Genomic DNA, 24227 nt, shown 5'->3' with positions numbered 1-24227 from the left:
TATAATAATGAAGAAACAAATCTGCATACTTGGCAGTACGGGCTCGATAGGTACCCAGGCACTGGATGTCATCGAACAGCATCCCGACCTCTACGAAGTCTACTGCCTCACGGCCAACAACCGCGTGATGGAGTTGGCTCAGCAGGCCCGGAAGTTCCACCCGGCTGCCGTGGTCATAGCCAACGAGGACAAATACGGTGAACTCTGCGCGCTGCTCGACGACCAGCCCGACATCAAGGTCTATGCCGGCCGCGACGCCCTCAACCAGATAGTAGAAGCCGAGCCCATAGACATGGTGCTCACCGCGATGGTAGGATTTGCCGGGCTCACCCCCACCATCCACGCCATCAAGAGCGGCAAGAAGATATGCCTCGCCAACAAGGAGACTCTGGTCGTGGCGGGCGAGCTGATATGCAATCTGGCCCAACAGTACCACACCCCCATTCTCCCTGTCGACTCGGAGCATAGCGCCATCTTCCAGTCTATCGTCGGCGAGGGCAACAACGAGGTAGAGCGCATACTGCTCACCTGCTCAGGCGGTCCCTTCCGCACCTTCACCGACCAGCAGCTCTGCTCGGTCACTGCCGCCGACGCCCTCAAGCACCCCACTTGGACCATGGGCGCCAAGATTACCATCGACTCGGCTTCGCTGATGAACAAGGGCTTCGAGGTCATCGAAGCCAAGTGGCTCTTCGGCGTCGAAGCCGACCGCATCCAGGTGCTCGTGCATCCGCAGAGCATCGTGCATAGCGCCGTCGAGTTTGTCGACGGCTCGGTCAAGGCCCAGCTGGGCGTGCCAGATATGCGCATGCCCATCCAGTATGCCTTCTCCTACCCCGACCGTCTCCCCCTGCGTGGCGACAGGCTCAACCTCTATGGCAAGAGCCTCGAGTTCTACGAGCCCGATATGCGCAAGTTCAAGTGTCTTGCCCTGGCGTTTGACTCCATCCGCAAGGGTGGCAACATGCCTTGCATCGTCAATGCCGCCAACGAGGTGGTGAACGAGGCGTTCCGCCACGACCGTTGCGGCTTCCTCCAGATGGCCGACGTCATCGAGCGCACCATGAACCTGGTTTCCTTCGACGCCTCGCCCGACTACGACGTCTACATCCAGACCGACGCCGAGGCCCGCCGTGTGGCTGCCCAGTTACTCAGTTAAACAAATTGTTATAATCATCATAATGGAAATATTTTTAATCAGACTGCTCCAGTTCGTTCTGGCAATCTCGCTGCTTGTCTTCCTGCATGAAGGAGGACACATGTTCTTTTCCAAGCTCTTCGGCATAAGAGTAGAGAAATTCTTCATCTTCTTCGATATGAGTATCGGCAAGTGGTCGGGCAAGCTCTTCAGCTTCAAGCCCAAGACCAGCGACACCGAGTATGGCGTAGGCTGGCTGCCATTGGGCGGCTACTGCAAGATAGCCGGTATGATAGACGAGAGCTTCGACAAAGAGCAGATGGCAAAGCCTGCCCAGCCCTGGGAGTTCCGCTCCAAGCCCGCTTGGCAGCGACTGCTGGTCATGATTGGCGGCGTGCTGGTCAACTTCCTCCTCGCGCTCTTCATCTACTCCATGGTGCTCTTCGCCTGGGGTGAACAGTTTGTCCCGACCAAGGACATGACCATGGGGATGAAGTTCAACAAGGAGGCCAAGGCGCTGGGATTTGCCGACCACGACATCCTGCTGGGCACCGACCTCGGCACGTTCAAGGACTTCAACATCGACCTGGTGCGCGAACTCTCTGAAGCCACCCGCGTAGACATCATCCGCGACGGCAAGCACATCAGCCTTCACCTCCCCGGCAATCTCAATCTGCTCGATATGATCAAGCAGTCGCCACGGTTTGTCGCCCCATACATCCCTTCAGAGGTGGCACTCACCGAGGAAGGCTCTCCCGCGCAGAAGGCAGGAATAGCCAAAGGCGACCGCATCATCGCCCTCAACGGCACCAGGATTGAGACATGGAACGAGTTTCAGGACATCATGGCCGGGCTGAACAAGAAGCTCGAAGACGCCAAGACCGGCAGCGACAGCCTCGCTCTGCGCACCGTAAACATCACCTACGCCAACGCCAAGGACACCGTGGAGACCCAGCTGGTGCTCACCCCCGAGATGAAGATGGGCGTAGGCCTCACCTCGCTCCTCTCCTACTACGAGCCCGTCAAGGTAGAGTATGGCTTCTTTGAGAGTTTCCCCGCAGGTACACGCTACGGCATCAACATTCTCAAGGGCTATGTCAACGACATGAAGTACGTATTCTCGACCGATGGCGTCAAGAGCCTCGGTGGATTTGGCGCCATCGGCAGCCTCTTCCCCCCGACTTGGGACTGGCACATGTTCTGGATGATGACCGCCTTCCTGAGTATCATCCTCGCCTTCATGAACCTCCTGCCCATCCCCGCACTCGACGGAGGACACGTGCTGTTCCTGCTCTACGAGATGATAACCCGCCGCAAGCCCTCGGAAAACTTCATGATATGGGCTGAATACATCGGCATAGGCATACTCGTACTCCTCATGGTCGTAGCCAACCTCAACGACGTGCTGCGATTTATAGGCATCATGGATTAGTAACTCTAAGAATATCACATAACGACAATGGGAAAAATCATTCTTACCGGCGACCGTCCCACCGGCAAATTACACTTGGGACACTACATCGGCTCACTCCGCAGAAGGGTGTTGCTGCAAAACGCAGGCGACTATGAACGCATGTTCGTGTTCATGGCCGACGTGCAGGCGCTCACCGACAATGCCGACAACCCCGAGAAGATAAGACAGAATATCATAGAGGTGGCGCTCGACTATCTCTCATGTGGACTCGACCCACAGAAGTGCACGCTCTTCATCCAGAGCCAGATACCCGAGCTCGCCGAGCTCACCACCTATCTCTCCAACCTCATCAGCGTGTCGCGCGTGCAGCGCAACCCTACGGTTAAGACCGAAATCAAGATGCGCAACTTTGAGGCCAATCTCCCCCTCGGCTTCTTCTGCTACCCTGTCTCTCAGGCCGCCGACATCACCGCCTTCAAGGCTACCACCGTGCCCGCAGGCGAAGACCAGGAGCCCATGCTCGAGGTGACACGCGAGCTGGTGCGCCGCTTCAACCAGACCTACGGCGAGGTGCTCGTCGAGCCCAATATCCTGCTGCCCGAGCAGGCCGTATGCAGACGCCTGCCCGGTACCGACGGCAAGGAAAAGATGAGCAAGAGCCTCGGCAACTGTATCTATCTGAGCGACGATGCGGCAACTGTATGGAAAAAGGTCAAGAAGATGTCTAACGGCGAGCCACGTATGAGCATGGAAGAGCCCGGCCACCTCGAGGGCAACGCCGTATTCACATACCTCGAAGCCTTCAGCACCGACGAAGACTTTGCCGAGTTCTGGCCCGAGTTTGAGAACCTCGAAGCCCTGAAGCAGCAGTATGTGCAGGGAGGTATCGGCGACGGCACCTGCAAGAAGTTCCTCAACAGCGTAATCAACAAGATGCTCGACCCCATCCGCACCCGACGCCACGAGTGGGAGCAGGATATCCCCGAGATATTCAACATCCTCAAGAAGGGCTCGGAGGCCGCACGCGAAACCGCCGCAAAGACCATGGACGAAGTGCGCGCAGCCATGCAGATCAACTACTTCGACGACCAGGAGCTGATACGTCAGCAGGTAGAGAAGTTCAGCAAGTAATCACTGCCGTCCAGGCTGACAGCAATAACGTCAATCCCCATAGCCACCCACCCAGGGCGACTATGGGGATTTCTCATGTCAGGCGAAGAGACTCACCGTCCAACCGCCATGGCCCGCACGACGCCGCAGACCGTTGCTGCGCGTTGACTTGGGCCCATTATGTTCAGGCAGGTTTCCTGCGCTGTTCCCTATAACACATTGCGCACAGCCAGGGAGCCCTGCAGCTACCGGGCGCGGCCAACCACGAGGGCGCGCATGGCGTTGAGCACAGCCAGCACGGTGACGCCCACATCGGCGAAGACCGCCATCCACATGGTGCCCAACCCTACGGTGGCGAGAGCAAGGATTGCCACCTTGACGCCTATGGCAAACCACACATTCTGATGGGCTATGGCGATGGTGCGCCGCGAGATGCGCACGGCAGTGGCTATCTTGGCGGGCGAGTCGTCCATGAGCACCACGTCGGCTGCCTCTATCGCGGCATCGCTGCCCAAGGCTCCCATGGCTATGCCCACGTCGGCACGCTTCAGCACGGGGGCGTCGTTGATGCCGTCACCCACAAACGCCAGAGTGGCACCCCGTGGAGCCGCAGCCAGCAGACGCTCCACGTGAGACACCTTGTCGATAGGCAGCAGTTGGGCATGATACTCGTCGATGCCCGTCTGGCGCGCCACATCGGCAGCCACAGCCTCGCGGTCGCCCGTGAGCATCACGGTATGACCCACTCCCAGAGTCTTGAGGTCTGCCACAGCCTGAGGGCTGTCGGCCTTGACGCGGTCGTTGATGACTATGTGGCCGGCATAGCGCCCGTCGATAGCCACATGGATGATGGTACCCACGAGATGGCAGTCGTGCCACTCCACGCCCAGGTCGCCCATCATCTTGGCATTGCCCACGCACACGATGCGACCGTCTACCCGTGCACGGATGCCCCGACCGCTCAGTTCCTCGACCGCCTCAACGCGACATCCATCGGTGGCCTCACTGGGGAAAGCCTCGCGCAGCGCCGCCGCTATGGGGTGGGTGGAATAGTGTTCGACATGGGCGGCGAGATGCAGCAGTTCGCGCTCATCGCATTTCTCGGGATGGACAGCCACCACCGAGAACTCGCCGTGGGTGAGGGTGCCTGTCTTGTCGAAGACCACGGTGTGGAGCCGCGCCAGGGTGTCCATGTAGTTGCTGCCCTTGATGAGTATGCCGCGACGCGACGCCCCGCCAAGTCCGCCGAAGAAGGTGAGAGGCACGCTGATGACCAGCGCACAGGGACACGACACGACGAGGAATATGAGGGCCCGGTGGAGCCACTGGGCGAAGACTGCCATGCCGCCAAGGAAGAGGGGCGGAACCACAGCCAGCATGACGGCAGAGATGACCACGATGGGGGTATAGACACGGGCAAAGCGGGAGATAAACGACTCGCTGCGCGACTTCTGTTCATTGGCGCTCTCGACAAGATGGATGATACGCGACACGGTGCTTTCGCCAAACGAGCGGATGGTACGAACCCGGAGCACACCCGAGAGATTGATGCAGCCAGAGACTATCTCGTCGCCCTCGCCGACATCGCGCGGCATGCTCTCGCCGGTGAGAGCCACCGTGTTGAGCGAAGCCTGACCAGAGAGGATGACGCCGTCGAGAGGCACGCGCTCGCCGGGGCTTACCACGATGGTCTCGCCCACAGCCACCTCATCGGGCGCAACGGTCTCCACCGCCCCTCCGCGCTCCACATGGGCGGTATCGGGGCGCACCTCTACGAGATGGGCAATGCTGTCGCGGCTGCGGCCCTCGGCGTAGCCCTCAAAGAGCTCGCCCACCTGGAAGAAGAGCATCACAAAGACCGCCTCGGCAAACTCGGTGTCGGCGCCGGGCATGAACCCGATGGCGAGGGCACCGATGGTAGCGACTGCCATCAGAAAGTCTTCATTGAACACGCGGCCATGCACTATGCCCTCGGCTGCCTCGCGCAGCGTCGACGCGCCCACGAGCAGATAGGGAACCAGATAGACCAGCAGCAGCTGCCAGGTGGGCAGCGCCAGCGCATGCTCTATCCATGCTGCAACGGCAAGCAGCAACGATGCCGCAAGGATAAGAGCCACCTTGCGACAAGAACCACTATGATGATGGTGATGATGATCTGACATACAGTATTGCTTTTAATGTTTACGGCGACAAAGGTACAAGGTTTCGCATGCAACCGGGTTGCAAACACGCCCGAGACGACATTTATCTGCATTGCGGACTGCGAATTAGCCGATGCGCGGCCTGCAATGATGACGGCAAGCCCTGATTTCACCGTTTCGCGACTTGCAACCGGCTTGAAGACGGTGGCGGCGCCATCCCGCCTCGCTACGGCCATTCCTCGCCGCACAGCCCTACCCGTCATTGCCACTGCCATGCCCTTCGTCGCCACCGGCGGGGCCGGAGACGGGGCTGTGACGATTTTTACGAGGACGGCAGAAGAGATAGTGGTTGAAATATTTGGCATTGGAGAAATAATGTCGTAATTTTGTAGCAATTACAAATCATGAAGACATGGACGAAAAAGAACTGAAAGCTATTGTAGCTCAATTTGAGGTCGAGGCGCCCGTCATCGCGGTGGCTCCCCTGGGTAACGGACTGATAAACGACACCTACAAGGTGACGACCGAAGGCGATGCGCCCGACTACGTGCTGCAGCGCATCAACAACGCCATCTTCCAGGATGTAGAGTTGCTGCAGCACAACATCGAGGCTGTGACCGCCCACATACGCCGCAAGCTCGAGGCCGAAGGTGCCGACGACATAGACCGCCGCGTGCTCCGCTTTGTGCCCACCGCCGAGGGCAAGACCTACTGGCACGACGATGCCGACCGCTACTGGCGCGTGATGGTGTTCATCCCCCGTGCCAAGACCTTCGAGGCCGTCAACCCCGAATACTCTTACTATGCCGGCAAGGCTTTCGGCCACTTTGAAGCCATGTTGGTGGACCTCGACGAGCCCTTAGGCGAGACCATCCCCGACTTCCACAATATGGAACTGCGTATGCGCCAGCTGCGCGATGCCGTGGCCCAAGACCCCGTAGGCCGTCTGGCAGAGGTCAAGGACATGGTGGACGAGCTGGAGACCCATGCCGAGGAGATGTGCAAGGCCGAGCAGATGGGGAGAGACGGTGTGCTGCCCAAGCGCATCTGCCACTGCGACACCAAGGTCAACAACATGATGTTCGACGAAGACGGCCGCGTGCTCTGCGTCATCGACCTCGACACGGTGATGCCCAGCTTTGTCTTCTCTGACTATGGCGACTTCCTGCGCACCGGTGCCAACGCCGTGGCCGAGGACGACCCTGCCATCGAGCGCGTAGCCTTCCGCCGCGACATCTTCGAAGCCTTCACCCGAGGCTATCTCGAGTCGGCCACATTCCTCACCCCGGCAGAGCGCGACAATCTGCCCTACGCCGTCGCCCTCTTCCCCTACATGCAATGCGTAAGATTCCTCACCGACTACATCAATGGCGACACATATTACAAAATTAAGTATCCTGAGCATAATCTGGTGCGCACTCGCAACCAGTTGCAGCTCTTCCGCGAAGTATATGCTCAGCAGCAATACATGCGCGACTTCATCAACCAGTGTAAATAACCCGAAGAAAGATATGAAACATCTCAGTGTAAAGAAGATAGCCACCAGCGTGGCTCGTGCCGAGGATGTTCCGGCACTGCTCGACGCCCAGGGAGTGGAGTTCCAGCCCATCGACTGCGTAGACTGGGCTGCCGATTATCCCTATGCCCCCAAGGTAGAGTTTCGTATAGCCCACAAGGGCGATGCCGTGCTGATAGAATACCGCGTAAGCGAGCAGTCGGTGGCCGCCGTGGCTCCCCACGACAACGGCCGCGTGTGGGAAGACAGCTGCTGCGAATTCTTCTTCCAGCCCGAGGGCGGCAACGTGTATTATAATGTAGAGACCAACTGTGCCGGCACGGTGCTGGTGGGTTGCGGCGAGACCCGCGAGGCCCGCGAGGCCGCTCCCGCCGAGGTGCTCAACGCCATAAGCCGCTGGTCGTCGCTGGGACGCGCACCATTTGCCGAGCGCATCGAGCCCACCACATGGCACATGGCGCTCATCATACCAACAGGCACAGCCTTCCACTCACAGATAGCCACTCTCGACGGAGCCCGCATGAAAGCCAACTTCTACAAGTGTGGCGACAAGCTGCAGACTCCCCACTTCCTGTCGTGGAACCGCATAGACCTGCCTTCGCCCAACTTCCACCGTCCCGACTTCTTCGGCACTCTGGAGTTTGAACGCTAACCATCCTACCTCGCAGATGAAACCGGACGACTATGCACAGATGCTCGCCAAGCACGGCATCAGAGCCACGGCCAACCGCATCGTGATAGCCGAGGCGCTGGACCGGGCTGGCAGACCCATGTCGATGAGCGAACTCGAAGCCAGCATCGTCACCATCGACAAGTCGGGCATCTACCGCGCCCTGGCCGAATTCTACAAGCGCCAGCTGGTACACGCCATCGAGGGTGGCAACGGCGAGGTGAAATACGAGCTTTGCCGCAGCCACCATCATGACGTCGACGACGACCGCCACGCCCATTTCTACTGCGAGGAGTGTCGCAAGACATTCTGTCTGGACCATGTGGCCATACCCAAGATAGATGTGCCCGACGGCTTCTGGGTCTCTACCATCGACTACATGGTCAAAGGCATCTGCCCCGACTGTGCCCGCAAGCGCCATCGGGGCTGACGGCATCGCCTCGCGCGCGATACCTTTTATATATATAGCGGCTGAACGCGCCCGGGAGGGTTGCTGCACATCAGCCCGACAATGGACTGACTATATATGACAAAACAAACTATGTACAAGAGCCGGCGCACTGTCCTTGTAGCGCTGGCGCTGATGCTGGCGCTTCTGTCTGGACAGCACGCAGAAGCCCAGCGCATCTACCACAAAGGTTGGATAGACTTCAACAAGAACGGGCGCATGGATGTCTATGAAGACAGCCGCGCACCGATTGATGCCCGCGTGGCCGACCTGCTGCAGCAGATGACCATAGAGGAAAAGACCTGCCAGCTGGCTACGCTCTATGGCTCGGGCCGCGTGCTCGCCGACGCCCTGCCCACCGAGGGATGGAAGAACGAGGTGTGGAAAGACGGCATCGGCAACATCGACGAGCAGCACAACGGCGTGGGCCGCTTCGGAGCCCAATACGCCTTCCCCTTCAAGCGACATATCGACGCCCTCCACGCCGTGCAGCGCTGGTTTGTCGAACAGACCCGACTGGGCATCCCCGTCGACTTCACCAACGAGGGCATACGCGGTCTCTGCCACTATCGCGCCACCTACTTCCCCAACCAGACAGGTCAGGGAAGCACATGGAACCGACAGCTGATAAGGCAGATAGCCGACGCAGAAGCCAAGGAAGCCGTGGCGCTGGGCTACACCAACATCTACTCGCCTATACTCGACATAGCCCAAGACCCCCGCTGGGGCCGCTGCGTGGAGTCGTATGGCGAAGACCCTTATCTCGTGGGCGAGCTGGGCAAGCAGATGGTCATCGGACTGCAAGCCCACGGGCTGGTGGCTACCCCCAAGCACTTTGCCGTGTACTCCATCCCGGTGGGAGGCCGCGACGGCAACACCCGCACCGACCCCCATGTGGGCGAGCGCGAGATGCGCACCCTCTACCTCGAACCCTTCCGCAAGGCCATAGCTGAGGCCGGCGCGCTGGGCGTGATGAGTTCGTACAACGACTACAACGGCGAGCCCATCACTGGCAGCCGCCGGTTTCTCACCGACATACTGCGCCACGAATGGGGCTTCAAGGGCTACGTGGTGTCTGACAGCGAAGCCCTCGAGTTTCTCTACACCAAGCACCATGTGGCTGCTTCCTATGAAGACGCCTGCGCACTGGCTGTCAACGCCGGTCTCAACGTGCGCACACAGTTTACCCAACCCTCGGAGTTTATCACGCCTCTGCGCCAGGCTGTGACGAGCGGCAAGATAAGCCGCGAAACGCTCGACGAGCGCGTGGGCGAGGTGCTGAGGGTGAAGTTCTGGTTGGGGCTCTTCGACCAGCCCTACCGTGGCGACGCCGCCCGCGTAGACCGCATCGTGCACAGCGAGCCCCACCGCCAGCTGGCGCTCGACGCGGCCCGCCAGTCGATGGTGCTGCTCAAGAACGACAGCGCCACCCTGCCCCTCAGCGCGCAGATGAAGCGTGTGGCGGTGATAGGTCCCAATGCCGACGCCCGCCCCATAAGCCGCTACGGTCCTGCGGGTGCCGACGTGGTGTCGGTGGTCGACGGCGTAAGACAGCTGCTGCCCCAGGCCGAGGTGGTCTATGCCAAGGGCTGCGAGATACGCGACCCCCACTATCCCGAGAGCGAGGTGTGTGACTTTGAGATGACCCGCGACGAGAGGCTCATGATGGACTCTGCCGTCAGCGTGGCACGCGACGCCGAGGCGGTAATCGTGGTGCTGGGCGATGACGACAAGACCGTGGGCGAAGGCAACTCGCGCACTACGCTCAATCTGCCCGGCCGTCAGGAACAGCTGCTCAGAGAGATTGTGGCTACGGGCCGCCCTGTGGTGCTGGTGCTGATGGCGGGCCGGGCTACCACCGTCAACTATGCCGCCCGTCACGTGCCAGCCATCATCAATGTCTGCTTCCCCGGAGAGTATGGCGGACAGGCTGTGGCTGAGGTCATCTTCGGCGCCTATAATCCCGGAGGCCGCCTCACCTGTACCACGCCCCGCACCGTGGGCCAGATACCCTACGCCTTCCCCTTCAAGCCCGGCTCAGACGTCGAGAACAAGTCTTCGCTTTGGGGCTGCCTCTTCCCCTTTGGCCACGGGCTGAGCTACACGCGCTTTGAATACTCAGACCTTGTCATCTCGCGCTCCACGATGCTGCCCACCGACAGCGTGACCGTGACGGCGAAGGTCAAGAATGTGGGCTCGCGCGAAGGCGACGAGGTGGTGCAGCTCTATGTGCGCGATGAGGTCAGCACGGTGACAACCTATACCCAGGTGTTGCGTGGCTTCGAGCGTATCAGCCTCAAGCCGGGCGAAAGCCAGATGGTGACATTCAGGCTCGGGCCTGCCGACCTGGCGCTCTGGGACAAGGACATGCGCTTCGTGGTCGAGCCGGGCGACTTCACCCTGATGGTGGGCGCCTCGTCAAAGGACATCAGGCTGACCGGCACCCTCAACGTGACAAGACCGTAAACGAAAACAAGTAAAACGAAAATCAAGAATGCAACAGACACAACGACACCATTATAAGCCCCTCTTGGAAATAGGAGTGCCCATCGTCATCGGACAGTTGGGCACCATCATCCTCGGCTTTGCCGACACGCTGATGATAGGCCACCACAGCACCATCGAGCTGGGTGCAGCCGGTCTGGTCAACAACATCTTCACCCTGGGACTGCTCTTCTATCTCGGTTTCTCTTACGGACTTACCCCCATCGTGGGCCGACTCTTCGGCATGGGCCGCACCGACGAAATCGGGCAGAAGGTGAAGAACTCGATAGTGGCCAACATGGTGGTGGGGCTGCTGCTCATGGCAATGATGACGCTGCTCTACCTGAACCTGCACAACATCGGCCAGCCCGAGGAGCTGCTGCCTATCATCCGCCCCTACTTCCTGGTCAATCTGGTGAGCATCCCCTTCGTGGGCATGTTCAATACCCTGAAGCAGTTCTTCGACGGCATCACCCGCACACAGGTGCCGATGTGGGTAATGATTGGCGGCAACGTGGTCAACATTCTCTTCAACTGGCTGCTCATCTACGGCGTAGGTCCCTTCCCCGAGCTGGGCTTGCTCGGAGCCGGTATCTCCACCATGGGGTCGCGCGTGGTAATGTCGATAGCCCTCGTGGTGATATTCTTCACCGGCAGAGTCTATATCAGCTACCGCCAGAGCCTGAAGCAGAGCACCGTGACGCGTGCCGACTTTGTAGAGATGAACCGTCTGGGCTGGCCCGTGGCACTGCAGTTGGGCACCGAGTCGGCTGCCTTCACGCTGAGCTGTGTGATGGTGGGCTGGTTGGGCACCATTCCACTGGCGTCTCACCAGATTATGATTACCATCTCCCAGTTGTTCTACCTGGTGCTATCGGGCATGGCCTCAGCCATATCCATCCGCATCAGCTACTTCATGGGGCAGAAGGAGTATGACGCCATGCGATGCTGCGCGGCCGACGGCTTCCGCATGCTGCTGGTCTTCTCTGCCGTGGTGAGTCTGCCCATCATCCTCTTCCGCCACGACATCGGCTTCATCTTCACCGACAACGACGAGGCGTGCCTCACGGTGGCGCATCTGATATGGATACTCGTCATCTACCAGTTTGGCGACGGCATGCAGTATATCTACGCCAACGCCTTGCGCGGCATAGCCTGCGTGAAGCCGATGATGTACTACGCCTTCATCGCCTACTTCTGCATCAATCTGCCTGTGGGCTACGTACTGGGCTTCGTGGCAGGCTGGGGCATATACGGCATCTGGACCGCCTTCCCCATAGGTCTTACCATTGCCGGCATACTCTTCTACCGCCGCTTCATCAAGGAGCTCCGGGTGATGGCCGAGCGCTGACACGCTGGTCACTGCACTGCATATACGCGAAAAGGGCAAATCCGCAGATTTGCCCTTTTCGCTTTCTATCGAGTCCGAGTCAGCTGGCTCAGCCTTGCATCTCGGTGCGCTTCATCTTCTTGAGCAGGTCGCTGGCAAAGATGAAGTCGGTAAGCCGCTCATTGGTCGAGCCCATGATGTCGGCGCTCACTCCCTGCCACTCCTTCGTACCTTTATATATAAAGATGATATTCTCGCCGATACCCATCACTGAGTTCATATCGTGGGTGTTGATGATAGTGGTGATGCCATACTCGTGGGTGATGTCGGAGAGCAGATGGTCTATCACGAGCGACGTCTGGGGGTCCAGGCCGGAGTTGGGCTCGTCGCAGAAGAGGTATTTGGGATTGAGCACGATGGCTCGGGCAATCGCCACACGCTTCTGCATACCTCCCGAGATTTCGTCGGGATACTTGTTGGCTGCCTCCACCAGGTTGACACGGTCAAGGCATTCCTCGGCACGGCGCACGCGGTCGGCATAGTTGAGCGAGGAAAACATATCGAGTGGGAACTGCACATTGTCTCTCACAGACATCGAGTCAAAGAGTGCGGCGCCCTGGAAAATCATGCCCATCTCACGGCGCATCATCACCTGCTCGCGCTTGGTCATGCCCACGAAGTCGCGCCCGTCGTAGAGCACCTCTCCCGAGGTTGGGTGCAGCAGTCCTACGAGGTTCTTCATCAGCACCGTCTTGCCCGAACCGCTCTGGCCGATGATGAGGTTGGTCTTGCCGGTCTCAAAACGGGCATTGATGCCACGCAGTACGGTCTTGTCGCCAAAGGACTTGGTAAGATTCTTGACTTCTATCATATCAACTCAGGATTTGGGTAAGGAAAACGTCGGAAAAGAGGATGAGTACCGAACTGCACACCACGGCGTCGGTGCTGGCCTTGCCCACCTCGACAGAGCCGCCCTCGACGGTGTAGCCGAAGAACGACGACACGCTGGCAATGATATAGGCAAAGAAGGTACTCTTGATGATACTCATCCATACAAACCATGGATTGAAGGCGTGTTGCAGTCCTAAGGTCAGGTCATCGGGCGGCAGGAGATGCCCGATATAGGCTGTGCCATAAGCACCCACGATGCCCATCGCCGAGGAGCAGACTACCAGGGTGGGCATCATCGTCATCAGGCCTGCTATCTTGGGCAGGATGAGAAACGAGGCCGAGTTGACGCCCATAATCTCCAGGGCGTCTATCTGCTGGGTCACGCGCATGGTGCCCAACTCAGAGGCAATGTTGGAGCCCACCTTACCCGAGAGGATGAGACACATGATGGAGCTCGAAAACTCGAGCAGCATAATCTCGCGAGTGGTATAGCCCGACACCCAGCGCGGCATCCAGGGGCTCTGGATATTCACCTTCATCTGTATGCAGATTACGGCGCCGATGAAGAAGGAGATAAGCAGCACGATGGGTATTGAGTCTACGCCCAACTGCGACATCTCCTTGATATACCGCTTGGCAAACATGCGCATCCGCTCGGGCACGCTGAACGAGCGCCCCATCAGGATGAGGTATTTGCCGAAAGTGGTGAGATATTTCTTTAACAATTTGATTATCAACATAGGCTTAATGTCCGTTTTACGTTGCAAAAGTAACCAAAAAAGGTCAAAAAACTACCATGTATATAATAGTTTTTTAGTATTCTCAGTGTAATTGTCTTATTTTTTTGTAATTTTGCACGATAAACAATAGCTATTTATGGCCGATACAGACAACATGGTGATGACCCTCCGCACAGAGGGTCTTGTAAAAAGATATGGCAAGCGCACGGTGGTCAACAAGGTCGACTTCCATGTGAAGCAAGGAGAAATCGTGGGATTGCTCGGACCCAACGGTGCAGGCAAGACCACCTCGTTCTATATGACCACCGGTCTGGTAGTGCCCAACGAGGGCCGCGTAAGCCTCAACGACATCGACATCACCAACTACCCCGTCTACAAGCATGCCCGGGCAGGCATAGGCTATCTGCCCCAGGAGGCCAGCGTGTTCCGCCAGATGAGCGTGGAAGACAATATCATGGCCGTGCTCGAGATGACGCAGCTCAGCCATGAAGAGCAGCTTAGAGAGCTCGAAAGCCTCATCAAGGAGTTCCGCCTCACCAAGGTGCGCAAGAACATGGGAACCCAACTCTCGGGTGGCGAGCGCCGCCGCACCGAGATTGCCCGTTGCCTCGCCATCAACCCCAAGTTTGTGATGCTCGACGAGCCGTTTGCCGGCGTAGACCCCGTGGCTGTGGCCGACATCCAGCACATCGTGTGGCGACTGAAGTACCGCAACATCGGCATACTCATCACCGACCACAACGTGCGCGATACCCTGGCCATCATCGACCGTGGCTACCTGCTCTTCGAGGGTAAGATTCTCTTCAGCGGAAAGCCCGAAGAGCTGGCGTCAAACCCCGTGGTGCGCAAGAACTACCTCACCGACAACTTCCAGCTGACCCGCTTCACCCCCACCGAGGAAGACGAGCAGGCAGCAGCGGCCGCGGCAGCCATGCACCGCGACTAAACCCATCTGCAGACGGCCGCCAGCCGCCCGCGGATGCACTTTTCCACAAGATTATTAGGTAATGTCGCTAAAAATGAGTAATTTTGCGACTCATTCGGAAAATCAAAAATTTATAAATAGTATCAGAGATGAATATTTCATTTGAAAACCCTGACAAAGTAAGCGGTCTGCTCACCCTCGTGGTTGAAGAGGCAGACATCAAGAAGGATGTCAATAAGACAATCGAAGACTATCGCAAGAAGGCCAATATCCCCGGCTTCCGCCCAGGTAAGGCCCCATTAAGCCTCATCAAGCGCCAGTTTGGTATGAGCGTCAAGATGGACGCCATCAACAAGTTGGTAGGCGAGCAGCTGCAGAAGTACATCAAGGACAATAACATCCAGATGTTGGGCGAGCCCATGGCATCAGAGTCACAGGAGCCCCAGGACCTCGAGAAGGACGGTCCCTACACCTTCAAGTTCGACATCGCCATCGCCCCCGAGTTCAAGTGCGAACTCACAGGCCGCGACAAGGTAGACTACTACCAGCTCAAGGTTGACGACGAGCTCATCGACCGTCAGGTAGATATGTTCGCTTCACAGGCTGGCAGCTACGCTCCCGGCGACCACTACGAGGAGAACGACACCCTCAAGGGCGAACTGCGCGAGCTCGACGAGGCCGGCAACACCAAGGAAGGCGGCATCGTAGTCGAGGACGCCATAATTATGCCTTCTTACATCAAGGTCGAGGACCAGAAGAACCTCTTCGACGGCGTTAAACCCGGCGATGTAGTGACCTTCTCTCCCCGCAAGGCTTATCCCGAGAACGACGCCGAGGTTTCCTCACTCCTCAAGATAGACCGCAAGGAGGTAGCCGAGCACACCGGCGACTTCAGCTATCAGGTCAAGGAAATCAACCACTTTACCAAGCACGAGGTTAATCAGGAGCTCTTCGACCGCGTATACGGCGAGGGCAACGTGGCCGACGAGGCTGCATTCCGCGCCAAGATTGCCGAGAACCTCAAGGCTCAGTTTGAGGTCAACACCGACTTCCGCTTCCTCATGGACGTGCGCAAGCACTGCGAGAAGAAGGTCGGCAAGCTCGAGTTCCCCGACGCCCTGCTCAAGCGCATCATGCTCGCCAACAACAAGGACAAGGGTGAGGAGTTTGTAGAGAAGAACTACGAAGCCAGCATCAACGAGCTGACATGGCACCTCATCAGAGAGAAGCTGGTTGCCGCCCAGGAAATCAAGATTGACGACAACGACGTCAAGGAGACTGCCAAGGAGGCTGCCCGCGCCCAGTTTGCACAGTACGGCATGAACAATGTGCCCGACGAGTACCTGGACAACTACGCCACCGAGATGCTCAAGAAGCAGGAGCACATCCAGTCGTTTGTAGAGCGCGCCATCGACCGCAAGCTCACCGAGAAACTCAAGGGCGTTGTCAAGCTCAACGTCAAGGAAGTGACCCTCGACGAATTCAACAAACTCGACGCATAAAAAGAAATTAAAAAAAAACTTCTTAAAGATAAGGAGGTTGTCAACTTTTTTATGTATCTTTGTTCTTAGAACAATGCATAAAAGAGTAGGCAACCTCTCTTTGTTTTCATTCATTACATATATTATTATTATCATGAATAGAGATTTTCGCAAGTATGCCACCCAGCATTTAGGCATTAACGGCATGGCACTCGATGATGTCATCAAGTCGCAGGCACAGTACATCAATCCCTATATTCTGGAAGAGCGCCAGCTCAATGTCACCCAGATGGACGTATTCTCACGACTCATGATGGAACGCATCATCTTCCTCGGTACCGAGATTGACGACTATACCGCCAATACCCTGCAGGCCCAGCTGCTCTACCTCGACTCTACCGACCCAGAGAAGGATATCTCCATCTACATCAACAGCCCCGGCGGCAGCGTCACAGCCGGACTGGGCATCTATGATACCATGCAGTTTATCTCGAGCGACGTAGCCACCATCTGCACCGGCATGGCTGCCTCGATGGCTGCCGTGCTGCTCACAGCCGGAACCGAAGGCAAGCGACAGGCACTCACCCACAGCCGAGTGATGATTCACCAGCCCCTCGGCGGAGTACAGGGACAGGCGTCCGACATCGAGATTGAGGCCAAGGAGATTCAGAAGTTCAAGAAGGAACTCTACACCATTATCAGTGAGCACTCACACACGCCCTACGACAAGGTATGGCAGGACAGTGACCGCAACTACTGGATGACTGCCCAGGAGGCCAAGGACTATGGCATGATAGACACTATATTAACACGCAAGAAGAATGGCTAAGAAGAAAGTATGTAGTTTCTGCGGCCGCGACGAGAGCCAGGTCAACCTCATCATCTCGGGGCTTCACGGCTTCATCTGCGACGACTGCGCCAAGCAAGCCTACGAGATAGCCGAGTCGACCGGAGCCTATGGCAGCGCAGCCGCCAACAAGAAACCCACCGACGCCTTCACCCTCAAGGAGATACCCAAGCCCCGCAAAATCAAGGAGTACCTCGACCAGTATGTCATAGGTCAAGACGACGCCAAGCGATTCCTCTCCGTGGCTGTCTACAACCACTATAAGCGCCTGCAGCAGCACATCGACGACGACGGAGTGGAAATCGAGAAGAGCAACATCATGATGGTGGGCAGCACAGGTACCGGCAAGACGCTGTTGGCGCGCACCATAGCCCATCTGCTCAACGTGCCCTTCACCATCGTCGATGCCACCGTATTTACCGAAGCCGGATACGTGGGCGAAGATGTCGAGAGCATCCTCTCCCGACTCCTCCAGGTGGCCGACTACGATGTGGCAAAAGCCGAGTGCGGCATCGTCTTCATCGACGAGATAGACAAGATAGCCCGCAAGAGTGACAACCCCAGCATCACCCGCGACGTGAGCGGCGAGGGCGTGCAGCAGGGTCTGCTCAAGCTCCTCGAAGGCACTATGGTCAACGTGCCGCCCAAGGGAGGCCGCAAGCATCCCGACCAGGACTACATCCATGTCGATACGCGCAACATCCTGTTCATCTGCGGTGGAGCCTTCGACGGCATCGAGACCAAGATAGCCCAGCGCATGAACACCCACGTGGTGGGATACAACTCGGTGCAGAACGTGGCACGCATTGACAAGAACAACCTCATACAGTACGTCACGCCGCAGGACCTCAAGTCGTTCGGACTCATCCCCGAGATTATCGGACGCCTGCCCGTGCTCACCCACCTCAATCCCCTCGACAAGCCCGCCCTGGAGCGCATCCTCGTAGAGCCCAAGAACTCGATAGTCAAGCAGTACATCAAGCTGATGGCCATCGACGGCATTGAGCTCACCTTCGACCAGGCGGCGCTCAACTACATCGTCGACAAGGCGGTAGAGTACAAGCTGGGCGCACGCGGACTGCGCTCCATCGTCGAAGCCATCATGATGGACGCCATGTTCGAGCTGCCCTCCAAGCGTACCAAGACATTCGAAGTCACCCTCGCCTACGCCAAGGAACAGATGGAGAAATCCAATTTCCAGAAGCAGGAAGCCCAGTAATCTGCCCGGTGGGACCGCCCCGGGCAGCCCCACCGTCATCAGATATATAATTATCAGTAATTCTATCTCCCCCACCCCAGTTCCTTGGAGAAAGAAAACTGCTTTATATCAATATGACAGACAACATAAATCTTTCGGAAAAACTAAAGCACTATTTCGGCTTTGACTCGTTCAAAGGCGACCAGGAAGCCATTATCCGCTCGCTCATGGCGGGGCACAACGTCTTTGTGCTCATGCCCACCGGCGGAGGCAAGAGCCTGTGTTACCAGCTGCCGTCGCTCCTCATGGAGGGCACTGCCATCGTCGTGTCGCCACTCATCGCCCTGATGAAAAACCAGGTAGACGCCGTCAATGGCATCAGCGAGCACAACGGACTGGCCCATTACCTCAACTCGTCGCTCACCAAGGCGCAGACCACACAGGTGATGAATGACATGCGCAACGGCCAGACCAAGCTGCTCTATGTGGCTCCCGAGTCGCTCAACAAGCCCGAGAACCTGGAGTTTTTCAAGTCGTTCAAGATTTCGTTCTATGCCATCGATGAAGCCCACTGCATCTCGGAGTGGGGACACGACTTCCGACCCGAGTACCGCAACCTCAGACCTACCATCAACAAGATTGGCAACGCGCCGGTGATAGCCCTCACGGCTACTGCCACCGACAAGGTGAGAAGCGATATCAAGAAAAATCTGGAGATACAGGACGCCATCGAGTACAAGAGCTCCTTCAACAGGCCCAACCTCTACTACGAGGTGCGGCCCAAGACCAAGGAGATCAACAAGCAGATTGTGCTCTTTATCAAGAAGCACCCGGGCAAGAGCGGTATCATCTACTGTCTCTCGCGCAAGACGGTAGAAGAACTGGCGGCCGAGCTCAAGGCCAACGACATCAAGGCGGCACCCTATCATGCCGGCCTCGACAGCGCCACGCGCTCGCAGACCCAGGACGACTTCCTCATGGAGCGCATCGATGTCATCGTGGCCACCATAGCCTTCGGCATGGGCATCGACAAGCCCGACGTGAGATTCGTCTTCCACTACGACATACCCAAGAGCCTGGAGGGATACTACCAGGAGACCGGACGCGCAGGCCGGGATGGAGGCGAAGGCATCTGCATAGCCTTCTACTCCTACAAAGACCTGCACAAGCTCGAGAAATTCATGGAGGGCAAACCCCTCAACGAGCAGGACATAGGCCGGCAGCTGCTCCAGGAGACGGCAGCCTATGCCGAGTCGTCGGTTTGCCGCCGACGCATACTGCTCCACTACTTCGGCGAGGAATATGACAAGGACAACTGCGGCAACTGCGACAACTGTCTGCACCCCAAAGAGCGGATAGAGGCACAGCAGCAGCTGGTGATAGCCCTCGAGGCGGTGCTGGCGCTCAAGGAGAACTTCCGCCAGGAGTATGTCATCGACTTCATCAAGGGCCGAGGCACCGACGACATCGTATCCCATCACCACAACGAGCTCGAAGAGTTCGGCTCGGGCGAGGACTTCAACGAGAAGCTCTGGAACCCCGTCATCCGACAGGCCATGATAGCCGGCTACATGAAGAAGGATGTGGAAAACTACGGACTGCTCAAGGTCACACCGTCAGGACGGCGCTTCATCAAGTCGCCCCACTCCTTCATGGTGGTCATGGACACCGAGTTCAAGGACGAATACGAAGACGACGACGCCCAGGGAGCCATGGCAGCGCTCGACCCCGAGCTCTACGAGATGCTCGTCAGCCTGCGCAAGAAGGTGGCCAAGCGCCTGGGGCTCGCACCCTACGTCATCTTCTTCGACCAGTCGCTTGAGCAGATGGCGACCATGTATCCCGTCACCCTGCAGGAACTGCAGAACATACAGGGCGTGGGTGCGGGAAAAGCCAAGAAGTATGGCGCCGAATTCTGTGACCTTATACGCCGCCACTGCGAAGAATACGGCATCGAGAGACCCGAGGACATACGCGTAAAGACGGTAGCCAAGAACAGCATGGTCAAGGTCAAGATTATCCAGAGCATAGACCGCCAGATAGCACTCGACGACCTGGCGTCGGCCATGGGACTCGACTTCGACGAGCTGCTCGACGAGATAGAGAGCATCGTCTACAGCGGCACCAAACTCAACATCGACTACTTCCTGCGCGATGTGATGGACGACGACGCCATCGACGACATCTTCGACTACTTCATGGAGGCCGACACCGACGACCTCGACACAGCCGTCGAGGAACTGGGAGGCGACTACACCGACGAAAACATACGCCTGGTGCGCATCAAGTTCATCTCAGAGGTAGCCAACTGACAAGACATTACACAACCCATTAACAAGCAATAAGAAATGAAAAAAATCATGACGAGCCTCGTGCTCGCACTCATAGCCACAGCAGCCCTGGCTCAGCAGAAGCAGGGCTCGTTCTCCTTCGTGCCACGCGTGGGAGTGACCATCGCCAACCTCACCGACAACGACCTGATGCTCGAGCGCGGTGGAACCATCAAGTCTAAGTCCAAGCCCGGATTTGCCGTGGGCGCCGACGCCTTCTACCAGCTCACCGACCAGGTGGCGCTCTCGGCGGGCGTAGTCTACACCTCGCTGGGCAGCAAGTATCACGACTTCGACGAGCTGCGCGCAGAGCCGGCAGAGACCGATGAGGAAATCAAGTACACTGCCTACACCGACTACTCTACCACGACTACCTACATCGCCGTGCCCGTCATGGCGCATGTATATGTGGCTCAGGGACTGGCGCTCAAGGCTGGCGTACAGGTGGGCATGCTCACCTCGGCCAAGAGCGGCTACACCACATGCGACTTCACGCAGAACCGCACCACGGGAGTGCGCACCTACAGCCAGGTGGTCACCAAAAATGAAGACAAGTCCAAGGACGGCTACAGCAAGACCGACTTCAGCATACCCGTGGGCATCTCCTACGAGTATATGAACGTGGTGCTTGACGCGCGCTACAACCTGGGACTCTCCAAGGTGCACAAGGACCTCGGTTCCAAGAACCGCTCGTTCACCTTCAGCGTGGGCTACCGTCTGTAAGGCGCCCGCGCCCACCAGGCCTGCCATCGGCAAACAACCCGAAAGGGCAAAAGCAACCACCGCAAGATTGCTTTTGCCCTTTTTTGATGGCTTTATATCTTATTTCATGCCACCATACACATATTTCGTGCCCCCGCCCACTCCTTTCATGACCTAAAATACTGATTTCATGACCTCCGCGACTTTTCTCATGACCTTGGCAACTTTTCTCATGACCCCGGCAACTTTTCTCATGACCACTACCGACACCGAGGGCCACTTGGCTGACGCGTATCGTCCGAAACGAGCATCCGTATCGTTCGACACGTGCATCCGCGCCTTACGTTACGAGTCTCCGCGTCATACGTTACGAGCCGCTATCCACGCCTCCCACGGTCACCATGACAGTGAGGCAAGGGCTGGGGATGATGAGAAAATAGGCAAATAGTTTGGCGGTGTTAATCTTCCTATGTAACTTTACAGCCACAATGACCAAGGGCGGCGCCAGAGCCCCCTCACCCACACCACACATCAACGACAATATGGAAACAGCGACAATACTACTCCGCCGATGGCGGGAGACCGACGCCGAGGCGCTCTACAAGTACGCTTCAGACCCCGAAGTGGGGCCGCGAGCCGGTTGGCCCGCCCACCGGTCGGTCGAAGAGAGCCTGGAGATTATCCGCTCTGTCTTCACCAACGACTCGACCTGGGCGATAGTGCTCCGCGAGACGGGCGAATCCATCGGCTGCATAGGCTACTACACCCACGCGATGAGCAACATCGACATCGGCACCCACGACTGCGAGGTGGGCTACTGGCTGGGGCGCCCCTACTGGAACAGGGGCATCTGCACCGAGGCGCTGCGGCTCATGGTCGACTACTGCGTCAACGTGATGCACTTCGACAACATCTACGCCGACCACTTCACGGGCAATCCGGCGTCGGGGAGGGTCATGGAGAAGTGCGGATTTGTAGACACGGGCCGCCTCAACCGATGCAGCCAACTGCTCGGTGGCGACAGCCAGATGGTCAGGGTGTACCGATACAGCCCAGAGGAACAACAGGCCGGGGGCAACATGGTCAGCAAACATACAAACTCATAAGAGATGAAACTCAACCACATACACCATGTAGCCGTAATCTGTAGCGACTACTGTCGGTCCAAGCGCTTCTACACCGAAGTGCTCGGGCTCGAAATCCGTAGCGAACACTATCGCAGCGAGCGCGACTCGTGGAAGGCCGACTGCTACCTCGGCGACACCTATGTCGTAGAGCTCTTCTCCTTCCCCACTCCACCCGCGCGTCTCTCCTATCCCGAAGCTACGGGGCTGCGCCACCTCGCCTTCGAGGTCGACGACATAGCCGCGGCGGCAGCAGAGCTGGACGCCCGCCACATCGCCCACGAGCCCGTCCGTACCGACGAGTACACCCACAAGCCCTTCCTCTTCTTCAGCGACCCCGACGGTCTGCCCATAGAGCTCTATGAGAAGTAAGGGGCAAGGCGCAGCACCAGCCGGCGTCATCAGCGGCTATTACCTGTGGTGGAAAAGGAAGCATCGCGCGGCCTGACAACCGTCCGGGAAGACAGATGATGCGACAAAACCAAATCCATGGAACTGAAGATGGGGTGGTTTTGTCGCATTCTTCGTTGGGGAAGGTTGGGATGGGGCCCACCCTGGCTCCAATCACAACGGATATCACACTTCATACATTTCCCCTGCCATTTCATACAACCTCTGGGCTGGCGCGCCCGCAGGCAGATGCGTTATATTATCTTTGTGTCAAAAACTTCGGATGCCCGCATGGTTCAACCGCCTGCAGATTATCGACTCCACGACAATAAGCCTTTTTTCCAACCTCATTTTCAAAGGCGTAGGCAGGCATCCCAAGACCGGGAAAAAGAAGGGTAGCATAAAAGTGCACACCAATATCCACGCTAACGAGTTCGTGCCGTCTGACATCAAGTTCACGTCAGCCGCAACCAATGACAGCTTTATGCTGAAGCCCGCGAATTATAACGATGGAGATATCATTGCCATGGACAGGGCCTACATAGACTATGCCAGGTTTGAGGAACTGACCAATCGTGGCGTCACATACGTGACAAAGATGAAGAAGAATCTTGTATATGATACTCTTTCTGATACAATGTACATGTTGCCGTGTGGCCTCATGGAGTGTAGAGTCCAGGTCGTGGAGTTCAGGAAACATATAAAGGGCGGAGAGAATATCAAACACAAGGCCCGTATTGTCACCTATGTCGATCCTGCGAAGAAAAAGGCGAAGGTCATATCGTTGCTCACCAACGACATGACCATGGAGGTGGAAGACATCATCGACATATACCGCCAAAGATGGGAAATAGAGTTGCTGTTCAAGCAGTTGAAACAAAATTTCCCGCTGAAATACTTCTATGGGGAGAGCGCCAACGCCATCAAGATACAGATTTGGGTCACCCTAATAGCCAATCTCCTTCTGATGGTCATAAAAAAACGCATCAAACGCTCTTGGAGCTTTTCTGGATTGGCATCAATGGTAAGAATCATGCTCATGTATTATGTGAACTGTTATACTTTTCTTGAGGAACCAGAAAAAGACTGGGCAAAAATGGTTCAGGTGATTAGAGAGGGGCTTACTTTTTATAAAACAAGCCCAGAGTCCCATTTCAGGACTTTGGGCGGGGAAGTTGTGCTCTTTAGAGTTTTAGCGGACAGCAATGAAATGGAAAAGGCGGCTTGTTTCGGATGGTTGCGATTTACTGAAGTTGCATAGTGACAACAACTCCTATAGGTGCTTTGCCATTGCTTCAATGCTATGCAAAAAAAGAGAACCATCATTGTGATAGTTCTCTCTTTCTTT

The 24227-nt window shown here is 57.1% G+C and carries 19 protein-coding genes and 1 pseudogene; 17 read left to right on the top strand and 3 right to left on the bottom strand.

The features are described 5' to 3' along the window. The first annotated feature begins 7 nt into the window (after nucleotides 1–7). The 3 genes from CIK95_RS03945 to trpS are packed head-to-tail and all read left to right on the top strand — an operon-like array spanning nucleotide 8 to nucleotide 3683. A complete protein-coding gene (locus tag CIK95_RS03945) occupies nucleotides 8–1159 on the top strand; it encodes a 1-deoxy-D-xylulose-5-phosphate reductoisomerase (RefSeq protein ID WP_094466321.1) in 1152 nt (383 codons plus the stop codon). Nucleotides 1160–1181: 22 nt separating this feature from the next. After that, nucleotides 1182–2570, top strand: a complete 1389-nt coding sequence (rseP, locus tag CIK95_RS03940) for an RIP metalloprotease RseP (RefSeq protein ID WP_094466320.1) — start codon at nucleotides 1182–1184, stop codon at nucleotides 2568–2570. A gap of 27 nt (nucleotides 2571–2597) precedes the next feature. Next, the gene (gene trpS, locus CIK95_RS03935) at nucleotides 2598–3683 is read left to right on the top strand and encodes a tryptophan--tRNA ligase (RefSeq protein WP_022310049.1); all 1086 of its coding nucleotides are present in this window, start codon (nucleotides 2598–2600) and stop codon (nucleotides 3681–3683) included. A gap of 224 nt (nucleotides 3684–3907) precedes the next feature. Here trpS and CIK95_RS03930 read toward each other — a convergent pair whose 3' ends face one another. Next, nucleotides 3908–5824, bottom strand: a complete 1917-nt coding sequence (locus CIK95_RS03930) for a heavy metal translocating P-type ATPase (protein ID WP_094466319.1) — start codon at nucleotides 5822–5824, stop codon at nucleotides 3908–3910. Between the two features lie 391 nt (nucleotides 5825–6215). Between CIK95_RS03930 and CIK95_RS03920 the strand changes: the two genes are divergently transcribed. The 5 genes from CIK95_RS03920 to CIK95_RS03900 all read left to right on the top strand — a co-directional run bounded on the left by CIK95_RS03920 (nucleotide 6216) and on the right by CIK95_RS03900 (nucleotide 12272). Continuing rightward, the gene (locus CIK95_RS03920) at nucleotides 6216–7301 is read left to right on the top strand and encodes a phosphotransferase enzyme family protein (RefSeq protein ID WP_022310051.1); all 1086 of its coding nucleotides are present in this window, start codon (nucleotides 6216–6218) and stop codon (nucleotides 7299–7301) included. 13 nt (nucleotides 7302–7314) lie between these two features. Next, nucleotides 7315–7971 carry a carbohydrate-binding family 9-like protein gene (locus tag CIK95_RS03915; RefSeq protein ID WP_094388336.1) on the top strand — a complete coding sequence of 219 codons (657 nt, stop codon included), beginning with the start codon at nucleotides 7315–7317 and terminating at the stop codon, nucleotides 7969–7971. Further along, on the top strand, nucleotides 7961–8419 hold the full coding sequence (locus tag CIK95_RS03910; protein ID WP_371591369.1) for a Fur family transcriptional regulator: 459 nt from the start codon (nucleotides 7961–7963) through the stop codon (nucleotides 8417–8419). The genes CIK95_RS03915 and CIK95_RS03910 overlap by 11 nt, the downstream gene beginning before the upstream one ends. 96 nt (nucleotides 8420–8515) lie before the next feature. Further along, entirely contained in the window at nucleotides 8516–10903 is a 2388-nt protein-coding gene (locus CIK95_RS03905) for a glycoside hydrolase family 3 N-terminal domain-containing protein (RefSeq protein ID WP_371591368.1), read from the top strand. A 28-nt stretch (nucleotides 10904–10931) separates the two neighbouring features. Continuing rightward, a complete protein-coding gene (locus CIK95_RS03900; RefSeq protein ID WP_094466316.1) occupies nucleotides 10932–12272 on the top strand; it encodes an MATE family efflux transporter in 1341 nt (446 codons plus the stop codon). An 88-nt stretch (nucleotides 12273–12360) separates the two neighbouring features. Here CIK95_RS03900 and CIK95_RS03895 read toward each other — a convergent pair whose 3' ends face one another. Continuing rightward, complete coding sequence (locus CIK95_RS03895; RefSeq protein ID WP_094385787.1) at nucleotides 12361–13122, bottom strand: ABC transporter ATP-binding protein; 762 nt, start codon at nucleotides 13120–13122, stop codon at nucleotides 12361–12363. Between the two features lies 1 nt (nucleotide 13123). Then, nucleotides 13124–13882: an ABC transporter permease gene (locus CIK95_RS03890; RefSeq protein ID WP_022310057.1), complete on the bottom strand. Its 759-nt coding sequence runs from the start codon at nucleotides 13880–13882 to the stop codon at nucleotides 13124–13126. Nucleotides 13883–14018: 136 nt separating this feature from the next. Between CIK95_RS03890 and lptB the strand changes: the two genes are divergently transcribed. From lptB to CIK95_RS03840, 9 genes and pseudogenes are all read left to right on the top strand, one after another. Next, nucleotides 14019–14828, top strand: a complete 810-nt coding sequence (gene lptB, locus CIK95_RS03885; RefSeq protein ID WP_022310058.1) for an LPS export ABC transporter ATP-binding protein — start codon at nucleotides 14019–14021, stop codon at nucleotides 14826–14828. 128 nt (nucleotides 14829–14956) lie between these two features. Continuing rightward, entirely contained in the window at nucleotides 14957–16309 is a 1353-nt protein-coding gene (gene tig, locus CIK95_RS03880) for a trigger factor (RefSeq protein WP_094423043.1), read from the top strand. Nucleotides 16310–16442: 133 nt separating this feature from the next. Next, on the top strand, nucleotides 16443–17117 hold the full coding sequence (gene clpP / locus CIK95_RS03875) for an ATP-dependent Clp endopeptidase proteolytic subunit ClpP (protein WP_094385791.1): 675 nt from the start codon (nucleotides 16443–16445) through the stop codon (nucleotides 17115–17117). Beyond that, the gene (gene clpX / locus CIK95_RS03870) at nucleotides 17110–18354 is read left to right on the top strand and encodes an ATP-dependent Clp protease ATP-binding subunit ClpX (RefSeq protein ID WP_022310061.1); all 1245 of its coding nucleotides are present in this window, start codon (nucleotides 17110–17112) and stop codon (nucleotides 18352–18354) included. The genes clpP and clpX overlap by 8 nt, the downstream gene beginning before the upstream one ends. Before the next feature lie 113 nt (nucleotides 18355–18467). Next, on the top strand, nucleotides 18468–20645 hold the full coding sequence (recQ, locus tag CIK95_RS03865) for a DNA helicase RecQ (RefSeq protein WP_094466315.1): 2178 nt from the start codon (nucleotides 18468–18470) through the stop codon (nucleotides 20643–20645). Between the two features lie 36 nt (nucleotides 20646–20681). Next, a complete protein-coding gene (locus CIK95_RS03860) occupies nucleotides 20682–21386 on the top strand; it encodes a porin family protein (protein WP_094388339.1) in 705 nt (234 codons plus the stop codon). A gap of 521 nt (nucleotides 21387–21907) precedes the next feature. After that, complete coding sequence (locus CIK95_RS03850; protein WP_094466333.1) at nucleotides 21908–22471, top strand: GNAT family N-acetyltransferase; 564 nt, start codon at nucleotides 21908–21910, stop codon at nucleotides 22469–22471. Nucleotides 22472–22474: 3 nt separating this feature from the next. After that, nucleotides 22475–22861 (top strand): VOC family protein, encoded by a 387-nt coding sequence (locus tag CIK95_RS03845; protein ID WP_094466313.1) that lies wholly within the window; start codon nucleotides 22475–22477, stop codon nucleotides 22859–22861. A 307-nt stretch (nucleotides 22862–23168) separates the two neighbouring features. Beyond that, nucleotides 23169–23981: pseudogene (locus CIK95_RS03840) on the top strand (IS4 family transposase); the annotation flags it as partial. Nucleotides 23982–24227: the final 246 nt, after the last annotated feature.

It is taken from the genome of Prevotella sp. P5-108 (assembly GCF_002251385.1).
Lineage (GTDB): Bacteria > Bacteroidota > Bacteroidia > Bacteroidales > Bacteroidaceae > Prevotella.
Note: the sequence above shows the minus strand (reverse complement) of the source record. Positions and strands in the feature narration are given on the sequence as shown.